Here is a 15517-nt window from a genome sequence, read left to right on the forward strand (position 1 = left end):
ACATTTTCTTTGCCGACATAGGCCAGGTTGCTAGATTCCGGAACGCCAAGTCCTTCCGGCAACCCCTGGGAATGCAAACATGAGCAACGAACCGCTGGCCGACGTGCGTGACATGTACATGGCCCACACGATGTTCCGTCGCGAGTTCGGACTTGCCCCGGCACTCATCCGCGGTGTGGCCGACAACGATGTCACACGCGCCGCCGTCATCGCCGATCACCTGCAGATCGTCGACAACGGCCTCCATCACCACCACAGCGCCGAGGACAAACACCTGTGGCCGCGGCTGCTGGAGCGCAACGCGGCGGACGCCGAGTCCATCGCGCAACTGATGGAGGAACAGCACGCACACATCGACAGGGTCCTGGACGAGGTGCGCGCCGGGCTGGCGCACTGGCGCGGCACCGCTGACCCCGCGCAGCGCGAAAGCCTCGCCGTGTCGATGGCCCAGCTCTCGGACCTTCTCAAGGAGCACCTCGCGGCGGAGGAGGACCACGCCGTACCGCTTCTCGCTCAGCACATCACCGCTGCCGAGTGGGGGCAGATGCTGGCCGACGGTGCGGGGGACGTCGCGCCGGAACAGGTCCCGCTGATCTTCGGCATGATGGCCTACGAGGCGGACCCGGACACCGTCCGCGACATCGTCGCCCAGATGCCGCCCGAGGTCAGCGGCATCATCGGCGGTCTGGCCACGGAGGCCTACGCGGCCCACGCGCAGCAGGTCTACGGCACTGCCACGCCGGAGCGTGTCGGTGCGCGCGGCGGGGTGAGCCGATGACCACCGGCACTGTGAGGTTCGGCGCCCTGCTGGAGCCGAGCCCGGACCACCCGCAGGACGTCGTGGAACTGGCCGAACTGATGGAACAGCTCGACTACGACGTCGTCACGCTGTCCGATCACCCGTACTGGCCCGAACGGCTCGACACCCTCGCGCTGTTGACCGCCATGGCCGTCAGGACCGAGCGCATCACGGTCATGTCCAACCTGCTGAACCTTCCGCTGCGTCCGCCTCCGGTGCTTGCCCGCACCGCCGCGACCATCGACATCCTCAGCGGCGGCCGCTTCGAACTCGGTCTCGGCACCGGCGCCCAGCAGATGTGGGGGTCCATCGCCGCGGAGGGCGGGCCGGCACGCACCGCCGGGGAGTCCATCGAGGCGTTGGAGGAGGCCACCCGGCTCATCCGCGCGTTGTGGACGTCCAAGACGGATGTCGCCTTCGACGGCAAGCACTACCGGCTGGACAACGCGAAGCCGGGGCCCGAGCCGCGGCACGAGATCGGCATCTGGTTCGGCGCCTACCAGCCGCGGATGCTGCGGGTGGTCGGGACGATCGCGGACGGTTGGATCCCGAGTTCCCCGTTCCTCCCGCCGGCCGCGCTGCCGGACGCCAACCGGATCATCGACGAGGCGGCGCTCGCCGCGGGCCGCTCGCCGCGGGACATCGGCCGCGGTTACAACATCGAGGGCACCTTCGGCACCGGCTCCGGCTTCCTCGAAGGCCCCGCAACGGTGTGGGCCGAGCAGCTTGCCGAGCTGGTTCTGAACAAGCAGGCGGACACGTTCTTCCTCTACCGTGCGGCCTCGGCCGACTTCCTCCGCCAGTTCGCGGCAGAGGTCGCGCCCGAGGTCCGTGAACTTGTCGCCGTCGCCTGATCGCTCTGTATGTGGAGCGCAGGCCGGGCAGCCGCGCAGCCTGCGTTTCAGGTTCCTCATCATGTCGAATCCCGGTCAACTGGCGGGCGTCTTCAGCGTGTTGCTGAAGGAGAGGGCCGACGACCTCCTGCCGCCACTGCCCAGTGATCGCGTCCGGCCGGGGCAGGATCGCGGTGCAGCCGGTCACTGGGCGGAGGAATCTCACCGGGCCGCCGAGGAGGTCCGGATCACCCCCAAGACGCTGCTGGAACTGCCCGAGCCGGCCCCGCCCCCGCAACTGCCGGACCATCCGGCCCGCCAGCAGATCATGGCGGTGTTGACCACGGCCGGCGTCCCGCTGCGGGCCCGGCAGATGTGCGAGGCGATGGACCTGCAGATCGCGCCCGACACCGTCAAGAACACCCGCGTGAAGCTCAAGCGGCTCGCCGAGCGCGGGATCCTCGCCGAGACCGAGCAGGGCTTGCCCACCCAGCCGCGGCCGTAGGCCGCCCGGCGCCGCCGCGACCTGCCCACTCACCCCGGACGAAGCAGTGCATCGAACATCAGGTCTCATACCGCCCTCTGACACTCGGGCCTGCAAAGTCACCAAGGCCGCCGCTGGCGCCCACCAGGCCACCCTCCGTGAATATCGTGATCGGCCGAGCGACAGTGGCGAGGACTGACAACACCGCGGCTCGATGAGCGGCCCCGCTCGGCGGGCCCAGCCCGAGCGAGGCCCCCAGCTGTGCCAGTGACGGATCCGCTGGGGGGGGGTACTGAGAGTGACTCGTTGGCGGGCGAGCGGCGGCGTACCGTCAATCGCATGAGTGATGGCAAGCAGGTCAGCCCCGGAGTGCGGGAAGAGATCCGCGCGTTCCTGGTGACCCGCCGCGCACGGTTGACCCCCGAGCAGGCGGGTCTCACGGTGTTCGGCGGCGCTCGGCGGGTCAAGGGTCTGCGCCGCGAGGAAGTCGCGGCACTGGCCGGCATCAGTGTCGAGTACTACATACGCCTTGAGCGCGGCGACGCCACCGGTGTCTCTGAATCGGTCCTCGACGGCATCCATCACGCGTTGCAGCTGACCGATGCCGAGCGGGCGCACCTGAGTGACCTGCTCGACGCCAGGCGCTCCCGTCGACCCGCGCCGCCCACCGCACGGCCGCGACTGCGGCCGCCGGTTCAGCGCATCCTCGACTCGATGACCACCACCGCGGCGCTTGTGTTCACCGGCTGCCTCGACATCATCGGCGCCAACGCGCTCGGCCGAGCGCTCTACCAACCGATGTACGCCGACCCGGGTCGGCCGGTCAACACCGCCCGCTTCGCGTTCCTCGACCCGGCGGCCCGTACCTTTTGGCGCGACTGGGACAGAATCGCCGATGACTCTGCCGAACTGCTGCGCGCCGAAGCCGGCCGGACGCCGTACGACACGGAGCTCACGACCCTGATCGGAGAGCTGTCGACGCGTAGTGAAGACTTCCGGGTCCGCTGGGCTCGCCACGACGTGCGCTCGTACGCCACTGGCGTCAAACGCGTCCACCATCCAGTCGTCGGCGACTTCGAGCTCGCATACGAATCGACCCGGCTGGCCGACCCCGGTCAGATACTGATCATGTACACCCCCGAGCCGGACACTCCGTCGGAGGACGCGCTGCGGATGCTCGCCAGTTGGGCGGCGTCGAAGCCGGGCGCGGATCAGCCAAACCTGGCGGGCGACCCGCACGCCACCGGGCGCGAACCCGGATAACCGTCTAAGCAGAGCAGCTGTTCGTCTGCGGCCCGTCTTCGGACGGCTGCTCGCCGTACCCGAAAACAGCCGACCGCCTCTCCGGGCGGACGACCCGACCGCAGCGTCTCCCGCTCGGACATCTCGCGGCCTTCGCATTCGGCGGTGCACCGCGACTCCCACCATCCGCGCCGTTCCAGCCTGCCCGCACACACCGGGGCCGCGTCACCCGACCAGCAGTTCCGAAGCATTCCGGACTCTTTCCCAGCCGCCGCTCCTCACAAGGAGATTCCCATGAACACCGTCCAGAACCAGACCCCCTTCGACCGGCCGATGTTCTTCGTCGGCGGCAACTGGATCGGCCCCAGCACCGATGAGCGCCATGTGGCCTTGGAGGCCGCCACCGAGGAACCCATAGGTATCGCCGCGATGGCCGGCCCCGCAGACGTCGACGCCGCCGTCGCCGCCGCCCGCGCCGCCCTGGAGAGCGGGCCCTGGGCCCGCAGCACCGCAGCGGAGCGAGCCGAGGCCATGCGCCGTTTCGCCGACGCGTGGGACAAGCGAGCAGACCTCGCCACCACCCTCGTGAGCCGCGAGAACGGGATGCCCATCGCCCTGTCGCGACAGACCAACGGGCTCGGGCCGGCCGGTCATCTCCGCCGCAACGCCGATCTTGTCGAGAATTTTCCCCTGGAAGCGCTCGGCCCCAGCATGCGGGGAGCCACCATCGTGCGCCGCGAACCCGTCGGTGTCGTCGCGGCGATCACCCCCTGGAACTTCCCGCTCGGACTGGCGCTGAGCAAGCTCGCCCCGGCCCTCGCGGCCGGCTGCACCGTGGTGCTCAAGCCGTCGCCGGAAACCGCGCTCGACAGCTATCTGCTGGCGGACGCCGCCATCGAGGCCGGCCTGCCCGCGGGTGTGCTCAACATCGTGCTCGCCGACCGGGAGGCCGGCGCCTACCTTGTGAGCCATCCCGGCGTCGACAAGGTCGCCTTCACCGGCTCCACCGCGGCCGGTCGAGCGATCGGCGCCGAGTGCGGGCGCCTGATCCGCCGCTGCACCCTCGAACTCGGCGGCAAGTCCGCCTCGATCGTGCTCGACGACGCCGATCTCGACACGTTCGTCGCCGGTCTGGACGGCGCCTCCTTCATGAACAACGGCCAGACCTGCACCCTCCAGTCCCGGATCCTCGCACCGCGCTCGCGCTACGACGAGATCGTCGAGGCCGTGGCCGACTTCGCCTCCGGCCTCGTCGTCGGCGACCCGCTCGACCCGGCGACGACCTGCGGCCCGATGGCCAGCAAAGCGCACCAGGAGCGGGTGCTCAGTTACATCGACGCGGCCCGCGCTTCGTCGGCCCGGCTCATCACTGGCGGCGGGCGTCCCGCGGGCCACGACCGCGGCTGGTTCGTCGAACCGACGGTCTTCGCCGACGTGGGCAACTCCGACCGGCTCGCCCGCGAGGAGGTGTTCGGACCGGTCCTCGCCGTCATCGCGTACGACGACGAGGCCGACGCCGTACGGATCGCCAACGACTCCGATTACGGGCTGGCCGGGTCCGTCTGGACCCAGGACGAGGCACGCGGCATCGACGTGGCCCGGCGGGTGCACACGGGCACGATCGGCGTCAACTACTACGCGATCGACTTCAACTCCCCGTTCGGCGGCCTGAAGGCGAGCGGCATCGGCCGCGAGTACGGTCCCGAGGGGCTCAGCAGCTACCTGGACTACAAGTCCATCTACACCAGCGCCGACCATCTGCCCGCCTGACACCGCCCCTTGTGGCGGTCGCCATCCGACCCGAGGTCGGCGACCGCCACAGAGCCGGGTTCACCTGAACGGCGCGCCTTGGTGACCTCTGCGGTCGCGGCGTTGGTCACGCCCTGATGCGCGACCGGCGCTTTCCATCGGCCGCCGGGTCAGTCGCGCTCGTCCGCGCCTTCCGAGGCGGTGGCCTGATGACGGTAGGGCCGAACCGGTGGACCCGAGAGGGCGATATGAGACCTGATGTCCGGTTCGCTGCTTCGTCCGGGGTGAGCGGGCAGTCGCCGCGGTGCACCCCGGCCGCCGCCTGCACGCTCTGCGTGTCGAGCACCACCAGGCTCGGGTCCGCCTTCCTGCGCGCCATCTCCCGCACCTGCCGGCGCAGCAGGTCATGGATGGTGTGGTCGGTGCCGTCGTCGCGCCAGGTGCGGAAGCAGTACTTCACCGCGCCGGGCGGCGGGAAGTCGTGCGGGAGCAGGTCCCGCTGGCAGCCGGTCCGGCCCTGGTAGAGCAACGCGTTGCCGATCTCCCGCATCCCGTACCGGCCCCGATGGCCGCTGACCGAGGGATGCGCGGCCTTCCACGCGATGATCACCAGCTCGACCGGCGCCCACTGCTCATCGGGCAGGTCGGTCTTGTGGGACCTGCGCTCGCTCACAATGACCAGCCCAGCACGCGCATGGCCGCCGACCAGCCGGGATACCGTCCTGTCACACGTTCAGGTACGACAAATAACCTATGCACTCATATTCCGCCCTCTGGGGACGGCTTTCAGAGGGGGCCATCAACGCCGAAGCCCGGCTCGTGTACGTCGCCGTCATCCGGGCCCGCTACCGACTCAACATCGATGACCTGGGCTGGATCAACCAGCATCTCGGGGAGGCATCCTTGGGGGAACCCGCTGGAGGGTTGCTTTGTAGAGGTCCCACAGTGACCTCCGCTCGTCTCTCCGGCCGGCAGCATCCCGACAGCCCGGCGGCGGTCTCGCTGGCGGACCGGTCAGAGTCCCGCCGGTGGACAGTCGGTGGACAGATGCCTTTGGACGGTGCGTCGCGGGGTGGCACAGGTCAACCTGTTGCGCGTGTCCTGACCGGTCAAAACGTCACCGGACAGCACGACGATGCACCAGACAGCATGATCGCTCGTGGTCTCGTTATGCGTAGGTCTCGGGTTCGAATCCCGAAGGCGGCTCTGAGGAACCCCGGGACTCACTCGCCGTGACCTGGGGTTTCTTGTTTCTTTTGACCTTGGGATCCGGGCTGAGCGGGCACCTGCGGGCTACGCATCGCCATGCGTAGGTCTGGGGGCGACTGCCAGTGGCCGTTGCGATTCGTAGGGCCTTGACCTGGTCTTTTGTTCCGTGTTGCCGGTCGGCTCGGGCCTGTCGGGTCGGTGTGGTGGCCAGGCGGTGGCCAAGTGCGCAGCGATCGCGCAAACGGGTCTCGGTCTGCCGGGCGGTCACAGGTGTACTCGGGGTCGCAGGGGTGTGGCATCCGGACAATCCCACTATCAAGGCGCTGAACAGCGTCAGTGCTTCGGGCTGTCGAAGAGGGTGCCGGACTCGATGACGTTGCGAGCCGCCCTCGTTCCACGCGGTCGTCTCCGCGGACTTGCCCCACAGCAGTGGGGATGACGAAACATCCAGCGTCCAGGTGTCGGAATTTCGGGGGTCACTCCACTCGCGGCCGGCCCCGGAGCCAGGTCACATCACGGCGTCGGTCTGAAGTGGGCCCGCGGTGATGCGGAGCGTTCGGAAACGGACCGGCTCTTCCCGGTCGAGGTAGAAGATGTGCGTGAACGGGGCGCGCACTACCTTGTCCGGTTCGCTCTTCTTGGCCATGGTCGCCTCGCCGCGCAGCAGGCGGACGCCGTTGTCCGCGGTCCAGAACTCCAAGACCTCATGGGTGATGATCAGCGGTGCGTCGATCTTGACGAAGAACGCCTTGATGGCCTCGACGCCGTGGATGTGCGCGGTGCCGAAGAACATGTCGGTGTTCTCGGTCAGTGGCGCGAAGCCCTCGCCGAAGTCCAGGGTGTCGATGGCGTCCACGAACTTCAGGACCCAGCTGGGCACGGCCGTCGCTTGTGCGGTGTTGTCTGTCATGGTGATGGCCTTCCGATCAGGCTGCGGCAGGCAGGCAGGCAGGCAGGCAGGTCGGTGAGGAAGGCGTCGGTCTCGATGCCGATCACCTTCGGGGTTCTCGCGGGCGGTGAGGTGGACGGTGTCTGGAGCACGCGGAAGGCACTGCCCTCGGTGGCGTCCGCCATCTTCCGCACGATGTGTGGGGAACTGGCTGTCTTCCTCGTCGGCGATGACCCGTCCTTGCGGCCGATGAGGATGATCGGGCCGGTCCGCTCGTCCGGCAGTCCACGCCGGCCGGCGGGGCGACGGTCCCATGCCCGTCCCTGTACTGGTGGCTTCCGCATCCGGCGGCGCGGGGACATGGCGTACTCCGGCCGAGACCATCGCGCCGAGCTGCGGCGTCGTGGTGTCAAGTCGACCATCGCCGAGCCGGACAACCAGCACGCCGACCGCCGTCGCGCAGGTCGGGCCAGCAGCCGGTCCCCAGCCCTCGACAAGACCCAGTAGCGCCGCGCCGCGGCTCGGTCGAGCGGTGCGTCAGCAGGTGGAAGCAGGCCCGCGCGGTCGCGAACCGGTATGACGGCGAGGATGTTGGGGTGCCTTGGACGTTTTACGGTCCCCGCGGTTCCGTTCAACGGGCTGAGGCGGGTCCCGGGCCGGCCAATGACCCTGTCTCTGCTGACAGGATGCGGCCTTTGGCAGTGACGTGGGGGAGTTGGTTCATTTCCGCGAAGGCTCGCTGGTCGTGGGCCGGGACCACGATCATGTCGGGGATGCGCTGCATGACCGAGGCCATGCGGAGGATGTTCTGGCGGTTGCCCTCGGCGTCGAAGTCGCCCAGACGCCTGATGAGGAAGGGCCTCTCCAGACGGCGCGTGAGTCCTTCGCGCTGCCATACCAGGTCTCCGACCAGGGCGTAGCGCACCTGGTGGGGCAGGGTGACGAAGACGATGACGCTGCCCGGGGTGTGTCCGGGGGCGGGGACGCAGACGATCGAGCCGTCACCGTAGACGTCGTGGTGCCGAGGGAAGCCGAGGTAGGGGCCGCCCTCGAAGGTGAACTCCTGCCAGTTGAAGGGCGTTTCGCGGAAGTATCCGCGGAAGTTGCCGAAGATCTCCGGGTTGTAGAACGCGGCCCGGTCGCGCCCTGAGACCAGGACCGGCAGGCCGGGGAAGTCGGGGATGCCGCTCATGTGGTCCCAGTGGGCGTGGGTCAGCAGGATTCCCGACAGTCGGCTGAGGTCGTAGCCCGCCGCCTCCAACTGGTCGACGGCCGGCTTCCACAGCTCGTACTTGGTCAGCTTCTGGAACGGGCGGGCCATCGTGGCGAACTGCTTGGCGATGTCGCGCCCGAAGCCGGAGTCGACCAGGAGATCACCCTGCGGATGTTTGATCAGCGCCGCACCGATGTAGAAGTCGCGCTTGTCGAAGAAGGAACCGCCCGTATACGCGTAGGCGGCGACCCTGTTGTTGACGCCGGTCGGCACCGCGACCAGGTCCATGTCCGCCGGCGGATCGGCCTGCGGGACCGGGATCGACTCGGGCAGCGGGGCCGGCTCGGGAAGCCCGGACGAGCTGAGGCCGCGCACCAGGCGCGCTGCGGGTACCGCCGCAGCCGCGGCAGCAAAAGGCCACTTCTTCATGATTCCTCCTCTTTCCGGCATGCCAGGTAGGCCTGACAAAGGAACGGGAGCACGCCCATCACCGGCGTGGGCGTGCGCGGCGATATCCACCGCATGCGGACTCCTCGTGTCGGAGGCGACATCGGAGTCATAGAAACGAATGACTGTTGTTCTTTCCGCCGTGCCTGCAGGACCTGCGGCCGAAACAGGGCTGTCCTCAGGGGCGGTCTACCGGCGCTTGCTGTGTGGCGCTGCGCTCACCCGGCCCTGCACCACGGCTACTGTTCAAGGCCGACTGCGTTCGACGGCACGTCGAAGGCGGCCAGGGTCAGCGAGACGCTGGTGAACCAGCCCATCAGCACGGTCACATCGACGATGCCCTCCTCGCCGATCGTCTCCTTCGCCCGCCTGTACAGGCTGACCGGAACCACGCGCGGCTGCACCAGGGTTGACGCGAGCTCGTACACGAGCTGCTGGCGGGGGTCGTCGAACGAAGTGGGGAGGCCGGCGATCAGAGCCTCGACCTTCTGCGGGTCCAGACCTCCCAGCGCCATACCGATCTTCTCGTGCTCGTAGTTGGCATAGGCCGCGAGCCAGCGGCCGGTGACGATGTTCGTGACGATCTCGATCTCCGCCTTCGACAGCGATGAGTCCGTCTGGAAGTACGCTCCTGTGGGCACGATCGCCTTCAGCAGCCTGGGGTTGGCCAGCCAGATCTTGTGCGGTCCTGGCACCAGGCCGCGCAACCGCAGCGTGTAGTCGTACGCGCTGCGCGTCTCGGGAGACATCTCTTCCACCGGTGTCTCCGCGTAGCGGCCGAACGTCCCGAAGTCCGTGGGGTCGTCGAACACGAGGGTCTCCTCTTCCTTGGCGGTCCTTCCGGGGCTCGTCGGTCCCGCGCCGCGAACAGCTCAGGCAGCGCTCTTCGGCTCCCTGCGCGGGCTTCCCGCCGGCACGTCGTAGGCGTTGAGAACGGTGCCGAGGGCCAGGTAGTGGACGGTCACGAACACGATCGTGTCAAGGGTCTGCTGTCCCAGCGTCTCGATGACGGTGTCGTACAGCGGCCCTGGCAGGGGGCCTCCTTCGGACAGGGCGGTCGCGACGTCGGCGGCGAGTGACTCCTCCTCGGTGAGGTCGGACGGGCGGCCACCGGCGCACAGTGTCGCTATCTCCGTCGGGTGCAGCCCGGCTCGCGCGGCAAGCCGGGCGTGCGCGTACATCTCGTAGGCCACATTGAAGCGTGCGCCGATCGTCAGGATGACGACGTGCCGCGCCCGCTCGGACAGACCCGGCAACTGCTGTGCGAGGTCGATGAAGCGGGCGAGTGGCTGTGCCAGTTCCGGGAAGTGGAGCATCACGCCCCAGGGTCCGACGAACGCGCCGTCGGTGTCGCGCACCTCGAATCCCTTGTACTCATCGGCCTCGACCATCGCCTCGAAGGCGTCGTACAGAGGCCGCTGGCTGGGGGTCAGTTCATCTGGGCGGACCAACGGGAGCCGCATGACGACCTCCTGTCTCCCGTAGAGGTAGGTAGAGGTTAGGTAAAGAGAACGATGGCTCGTTTTTCTTTTTTCAACGTACGCCCGGCTGGAACACGACGCAAGACGTCTCTCCCCGCCGCGCTGCCCGGCGGCGTCCATCCCATCAGCTCTGCCTCGGTACCCGCCGTTCCGCCTTCCCGGGTACCTCGGAGCTGGCATGGCAGTCCTGACACGTTGGTATCTGCCCCGGTTCGGATGAGCGGCGAAACTCTGCTGACGTGCGGTGCCGCGGTGCCGGGCGCCAAGGGGGGGCTATCGACCTGCCGGGCCCGGGGCTACGTCGGCCACAACGTCTTGACCGCGCTGGGCAGCCCGTCCACAGCCTGTGGTCCGAACAGAGCGAGTTGGAGAAGGAACCCGGGCAGGACCGCGACGAAGACCCCGGCCAGCGTCTCGGCCGGTACATCGGCCGGGAGGGTGCCGCGCTTCTGCTGCTCGGCTACCAGGCGGGCGAGAACGCCACGTAGATCGGTGTCGGTGGCGGTCAGGCGGTCGGCGAGCGCGGGATTGCGCAGGGCCTCCGACCACACCATCAGTGCGACCGTGGCCAGTTGGTGCTCGTCCTGCTCGCCTTGGGCAGCTGTCAGGAGGCCGGCCATCGTCGCGCCGAGTCCGCGGCTGTCGCGGTTGCCGACCGCATCGCGCAGCACGGCCACCATGTGGTCGAGATTGCGCGTGGCGATCGCGACGATGATGTCGTCCTTGCTGGGGAAGTAGCGATAGACCGCACCGGCGGACAGGCCTGCCTCCGTGAGGATGTCCTGCATGGAGGTGCGGTGGAAGCCGTCACGGACGAAACAGCGCTGTGCGGCGTCGAGGATCTGCGTGCGCCGGTTCTCCTTGTACGCCTCGCTGACCTTCGGCACTGCCGCTCCTTGATCGGTTTCGTCCCGTCGTGGCCGGTCGACGTCTGGACCTCGACGAGTCGGCGGCCGGCCAGAAAAGCCTCCTGACCCTACCAGGAGAACGAATATTCGCCTTATATGAAGTACGGCAGTGAAAGTACCGAACTGGCTGGCACCGGCGGTGCCGTGTTGCCGCGCCCGGCGCCGTCGCGCGCGTTCTCGCGACGTTCGGCCCTCGGGCGATGACGAACGCGTCCAAGACGGGGTGCCGGTAAGAACGCTGTCACCGGTCGCCGAGGAGGCCGTCACATCCGGCGACGTGCGGCAGGGCGCGTTCGGCGACCAGCCGGGCGACCGAGTCGACACAAGGGCGGGCGTACGGCTGGCCCTGCTCCGATATCGGAGACCGCCGTGGGAACACGGGGCCATTCGCCCGCACAACAAGACCTTCGCCCCCGTGGGGCGGCACAAGCTCTTCGGCGCCGACGCCCGCGAGACGCAGGTCCACCGTCCCTGGGCACCCGAGAGGAAGACCTGCTGGTGCGCAAGACGCGCGTCGGAGAGGATTGCTGGCCGTGCATCGACCGGGGGAGTCGTCGGGAGCCACGGGGCCCCTGGCAGCGCGGTACCGGGCAGGTCCGCTCGGCCACGGGGCCCCACGGTGTGCAGACGGCTTCAGCTCGCCGTCCTCGGCGGCGGGGTGCGGTTAAAGGTGCGCGGCCAGGAACGGCAGGACGACGTCGGCCATCTCGTCGGGCACTTCTTCCGCCAGGTCGTGGCCGGCGTCGAAGACGTGTCCGGTGACGTCGTGGGCCATGAGCCGCATCTGGGACTCGTTGCGGTCGCCGATGAACGCGGATCCGCCGAGCGCCAGGACCGGGATGTCCAGTTTCTTCTGTGCGGTCTGCCGGTTCTGTTCGGCGTCGACGAGCATGGCCCGGTAGATGGAGAGCATCGCGCGGATGCCGCCGGGCATGGAGTAACAGCGCACGTATTCGTCGACCGCGTCGGGGGTGGCGGTGTCGGGGTGGCTGCGTTCGTACTTGATCATGTAGGTGATCAGCTCGCGCTCGTGTCCGGCGATCAGCATCTCGGGTACGTCGGGCTGGAAGTAGAAGCCCAGGTGCCACAGGTGCATGCCGCTGGAGACGTTCTCGGGGGTGAGGGCCGTGTGGTCCTCGAAGCCGAATCCGGGGAACAGTGCCTCGGCGAACACGAGGGTGGTGACGTGGTCGCGATGGCGGGCTGCCAGCTGGTAGCCGATCACCGCTCCCCAGTCCTCGCCCGCCACGGCGTAGGTCTCGTGTCCGAGGTGGGTCATCAGCGCGGCGATGTCGTCGCTCATCGTCGCTGAGTCGTAGCCGTCCGACGGGCGGGCGGAGTCGCCGAGACCGCGAAGGTCCGGGACGACGACGGTGTGGTGGGGCGTCAGCTTCGGGACGAGGTGGCGCCAGTGGTAGCTGGTCTTGGGCACGCCGTGCAGGAGTACCACCGCGGGGCCGGACCCTGCTGTGCGGTAGTGCAGACTCGTTCCGTTGACGGCGGCTCGGCCTGTACGGACGGGCGTTCCGCCGTGGTCGAACATCATGTTCTCCAACCTTCCTGGTGTGTTTCGCGGTACGGGTGTCAGTGGGCTTGCGGAGGGTCGACGAGAGCCACCAGGCGGCTCGGTCCGGTGCCGTCCGAGGGCGTCCGGGCAGCGCGACGGCCTGCGGGGCGCAGAGTGACGTTCTCCGGGTAGAGCCGGCCGAGCAGGGCCAGTACGACGAGGTCGTCCTGGCCGGTGGCGTCCAGGGTGACGTCGCCTGCTTGCGTCCACACCAACCCCGATGCGCGCAGCGCGGACCACACGGCCGCGGTGCGGGGCGCGGTGGCGCACCGTGTGTCGCCTGCGGCGGGGTCCGGTCGGTGGGCGTAGCGGTGGCCGCGCAGGGCCTGGCCGAGGTCGACGTGGGCGGTGGTGCCGTCGTGGGTGATCTCGATGCGGGCGGCGCGGGTCCCCTCGGCGGCCGGCCCGGTAATGGTGCGGGCGGTGGGCGGCCCCGGCGCGGTGGTGGCGGGCGGCAGGTTCTCGACGAGGGTACGGGGGGCGGCGTAGTAGTCCTGCACCTCGGCGACATACGTGACGGTGTCTTCGGCGGCCGGGTCGGTGCGCCAGGTCAGCAGGTGGCGGGGTGCGGTCAGGGGCGGCTGGTCGAGGACGGCGGGCAGGGCGCTGCCGCCGGCCGCCTCGAAGCCGTAGCCGGCGGGGCCCGAGGCGCCGGTGACGACGTGGCGGGCGAAGTCCACGATGCCGGAATGCCGGATCTGGCGCACCAGCAGTTCGGTGAGGAACGCGTCGCGGGCCGGTTCGGTGTGCCGCAGCCCGGTCGGGGTTGTCAGGAGCGGGACGTCCTGCCAGTTGGTGAAGGGCAGCAGGGCGTCGCGCAGCAGGACTATCTGGTGCAGCCACTCGTTGTAGAGCTGCATCGTGACCGGTCCACCGCGACGGCCGCGGAGCAGATCCGCCGTGGGAGGGGTCAGCAGGTGGCCGTAGCAGTGGCTGCGGACGACGAGCGGTCCGGCCGGCAGCGGTATCGGATCGGTGAGCAGCCTCTCCAGCGCCTCGGTGGACCACGAGACGAGCTCCCGGCCGATCGCCTCGGCCTGCGCGCCCAGTTCGCGGGCTGCCGAGGCGCTGTCCGGGCCGATGCCCAGCGGCAGGGAGGTCTCCCGGGTACCGAGAGCGAGCGTCGCGCGGATCTGGTCCGCCAGCACCTCGCCGTCGGCGCTGGTGAGGGCGTTGTCATCGATGATGCCCTGCAGTAGCGGCTCGGTGGCGGTGAGGAAGTCGCGGGCTGTCAGAGTGGTGCCGGCCGCGGGGAAGGTGTTCCAGCGGCTGCCGCCGAGAGCGGGTGTGCTCGGGGTGGACGTGGGGGGCATGGGTCCTCCTCGGTAGTCGGTGAAGAAGGGTGGATTTCGCCGGATCCCGTACCTACGCGGGATCCCGCCTCCTTTCTGGATCGCTCGATACAGTTTGCGGGCATGAAAAAGTCAGCCGAGGGCGGTCAGGGCGACCTCCACGAGGGGTTCGAGGGCGTGGGCATCCGGGGTGATCTTCGAGGAGACCAGTAGTCCGTTGAGGAACGTGACGAGGAAAGCGGCCAGCGTGTGCGGGTCGTGCCGCGCCGCGATCTCACCGCGCTCCGCCGCGACCCGCAGCACCTCGGCGAGCGCGTCCCGGCTGGCGTCCTGCATATCCCGCACGGTGCGCCGGATCGCCGCGTCCTTCGGCAGGCGCTCGCAGGCGGCGTTGACGGCCAGGCAGCCCCGACCGTCGCTTTCCGCGGCGATCCGGACCCGCTCGACCAGCATCGTACGGATCGCCGACCGGGCGTCCGCCCCCTCCTGCAGGCTGCGCAGGGCGGCCGCCGCGAGGGTGGTGCGGTAGTGCTCCAGCGCCGCCCGGTACAGGCCCTCCTTGTCGCCGAACGCGGCATACAGGGATCCCTGCCCGATCCCCAACGTCTGGGTCAGGTCGCGTACCGAAGTGGCCTCGTAGCCGCGCATCCAGAACAGTTCCATGGCGCGGCTCACCGCCGCCTCCGTGTCGAACTCCCGGGTCCTTGCCATGACTCCACCGTAAACTATCTGGATCGAGCGCTCAAGAAAAAGGCCTGCGGCTTGACCGCGCGCCGCCCCGCAGGCCGGCCTCACGGCAATGCGCCGTCGGCGTCCTCCGCGGTGTCCTCCGGCGGGATCCCACGCGCGGACCTGGAGGCGGTCGGCGCCCACGGGGCCCTCAAGGAGCGGACACGCGGTGCGCTGGCAGGGACCCGCGACCGCCGTCACCTCTCGGCGCTGAGACAGCCGTCGGCTGATCCAGAGGAATACCGCGGCTCCGACGCCACGTACGACGTTGTCGAGAGCTCGCACGTGTTTGTAGGTAGGCGGACGTCTGGCGAAAGCGGGGTCCGGCCGGACCGTCCGCTGGTGGGCGACCTGTCCGCCGCCCACGCGGTGGCCGTCGGCCCGGACGGGCGTCCCGGCGTGGTCGAGGAGGAGTCCGGTGACGCGCACGGCCACGGCAGCGCGTACGCCGGCGTCATCAGGTCACTGGCCCCGAGTGCGAGCTGACGAGCCTGCGGGTGCTGGGCGCCGAGTCCTTCTGCACGGGGGAGAACCTGCTCACCGGGCTGGTCTGGGCGGTGGAGCAGGGCTTCGACATCGTGAACGTCAGCCTGTCCACCACCAAGACGGAGCTGCGGGACGCCCTGCACGACTCGGCGGCACCCGAGTGTGCGCCGGCAACAGCTTCGCGGCGGT

Annotated in this window: 16 protein-coding genes; 6 read left to right on the forward strand and 10 right to left on the reverse strand. The window is 69.1% G+C overall.

From position 1 onward, the window contains the following. The first annotated feature begins 79 nt into the window (after positions 1–79). The 5 genes from OH768_RS29115 to OH768_RS29135 all read left to right on the forward strand — a co-directional run bounded on the left by OH768_RS29115 (position 80) and on the right by OH768_RS29135 (position 5128). Positions 80–778 carry a hemerythrin domain-containing protein gene (locus OH768_RS29115; protein ID WP_406458455.1) on the forward strand — a complete coding sequence of 233 codons (699 nt, stop codon included), beginning with the start codon at positions 80–82 and terminating at the stop codon, positions 776–778. Beyond that, on the forward strand, positions 775–1653 hold the full coding sequence (locus OH768_RS29120; protein WP_406458457.1) for an LLM class flavin-dependent oxidoreductase: 879 nt from the start codon (positions 775–777) through the stop codon (positions 1651–1653). Before OH768_RS29115 ends, OH768_RS29120 begins: the two co-directional genes overlap by 4 nt. A gap of 61 nt (positions 1654–1714) precedes the next feature. Then, positions 1715–2137 (forward strand): hypothetical protein, encoded by a 423-nt coding sequence (locus OH768_RS29125; protein WP_406458459.1) that lies wholly within the window; start codon positions 1715–1717, stop codon positions 2135–2137. A 318-nt stretch (positions 2138–2455) separates the two neighbouring features. Then, positions 2456–3379 carry a helix-turn-helix domain-containing protein gene (locus tag OH768_RS29130; RefSeq protein WP_406465488.1) on the forward strand — a complete coding sequence of 308 codons (924 nt, stop codon included), beginning with the start codon at positions 2456–2458 and terminating at the stop codon, positions 3377–3379. 273 nt (positions 3380–3652) lie between these two features. Continuing rightward, on the forward strand, positions 3653–5128 hold the full coding sequence (locus OH768_RS29135; protein ID WP_406458461.1) for an aldehyde dehydrogenase: 1476 nt from the start codon (positions 3653–3655) through the stop codon (positions 5126–5128). Positions 5129–5234: 106 nt separating this feature from the next. On the opposite strand, the gene OH768_RS29140 is transcribed toward OH768_RS29135, so the two are convergent. From OH768_RS29140 to OH768_RS29185, 10 genes are all read right to left on the reverse strand, one after another. Then, positions 5235–5780 carry a transposase gene (locus tag OH768_RS29140; protein WP_406458463.1) on the reverse strand — a complete coding sequence of 182 codons (546 nt, stop codon included), beginning with the start codon at positions 5778–5780 and terminating at the stop codon, positions 5235–5237. A gap of 1044 nt (positions 5781–6824) precedes the next feature. After that, positions 6825–7226 (reverse strand): nuclear transport factor 2 family protein, encoded by a 402-nt coding sequence (locus OH768_RS29145; protein WP_406458465.1) that lies wholly within the window; start codon positions 7224–7226, stop codon positions 6825–6827. Continuing rightward, entirely contained in the window at positions 7223–7390 is a 168-nt protein-coding gene (locus OH768_RS29150) for a hypothetical protein (RefSeq protein WP_406458467.1), read from the reverse strand. Before OH768_RS29150 ends, OH768_RS29145 begins: the two co-directional genes overlap by 4 nt. Positions 7391–7836: 446 nt before the next feature. After that, on the reverse strand, positions 7837–8847 hold the full coding sequence (locus OH768_RS29155; RefSeq protein WP_406458469.1) for an MBL fold metallo-hydrolase: 1011 nt from the start codon (positions 8845–8847) through the stop codon (positions 7837–7839). A 257-nt stretch (positions 8848–9104) separates the two neighbouring features. Further along, positions 9105–9677: a carboxymuconolactone decarboxylase family protein gene (locus OH768_RS29160; protein WP_406458471.1), complete on the reverse strand. Its 573-nt coding sequence runs from the start codon at positions 9675–9677 to the stop codon at positions 9105–9107. A gap of 60 nt (positions 9678–9737) precedes the next feature. After that, positions 9738–10328 (reverse strand): carboxymuconolactone decarboxylase family protein, encoded by a 591-nt coding sequence (locus OH768_RS29165; RefSeq protein WP_406458473.1) that lies wholly within the window; start codon positions 10326–10328, stop codon positions 9738–9740. Between the two features lie 314 nt (positions 10329–10642). After that, complete coding sequence (locus OH768_RS29170; RefSeq protein WP_406458475.1) at positions 10643–11233, reverse strand: TetR/AcrR family transcriptional regulator; 591 nt, start codon at positions 11231–11233, stop codon at positions 10643–10645. Positions 11234–11918: 685 nt separating this feature from the next. Next, positions 11919–12800, reverse strand: a complete 882-nt coding sequence (locus OH768_RS29175; protein ID WP_406458477.1) for an alpha/beta fold hydrolase — start codon at positions 12798–12800, stop codon at positions 11919–11921. A gap of 38 nt (positions 12801–12838) precedes the next feature. Then, positions 12839–14134: a hypothetical protein gene (locus OH768_RS29180; RefSeq protein ID WP_406458479.1), complete on the reverse strand. Its 1296-nt coding sequence runs from the start codon at positions 14132–14134 to the stop codon at positions 12839–12841. A gap of 111 nt (positions 14135–14245) precedes the next feature. Beyond that, complete coding sequence (locus OH768_RS29185) at positions 14246–14824, reverse strand: TetR/AcrR family transcriptional regulator (RefSeq protein WP_406458481.1); 579 nt, start codon at positions 14822–14824, stop codon at positions 14246–14248. 360 nt (positions 14825–15184) lie between these two features. On the opposite strand from OH768_RS29185, the gene OH768_RS29190 reads away from it, so the two are divergent. Then, positions 15185–15328, forward strand: a complete 144-nt coding sequence (locus OH768_RS29190) for a hypothetical protein (RefSeq protein WP_406458483.1) — start codon at positions 15185–15187, stop codon at positions 15326–15328. Positions 15329–15517 lie beyond the last annotated feature (189 nt).

The organism is Streptomyces sp. NBC_01622 (assembly GCF_045209635.1).
Taxonomy (GTDB): domain Bacteria; phylum Actinomycetota; class Actinomycetes; order Streptomycetales; family Streptomycetaceae; genus Streptomyces.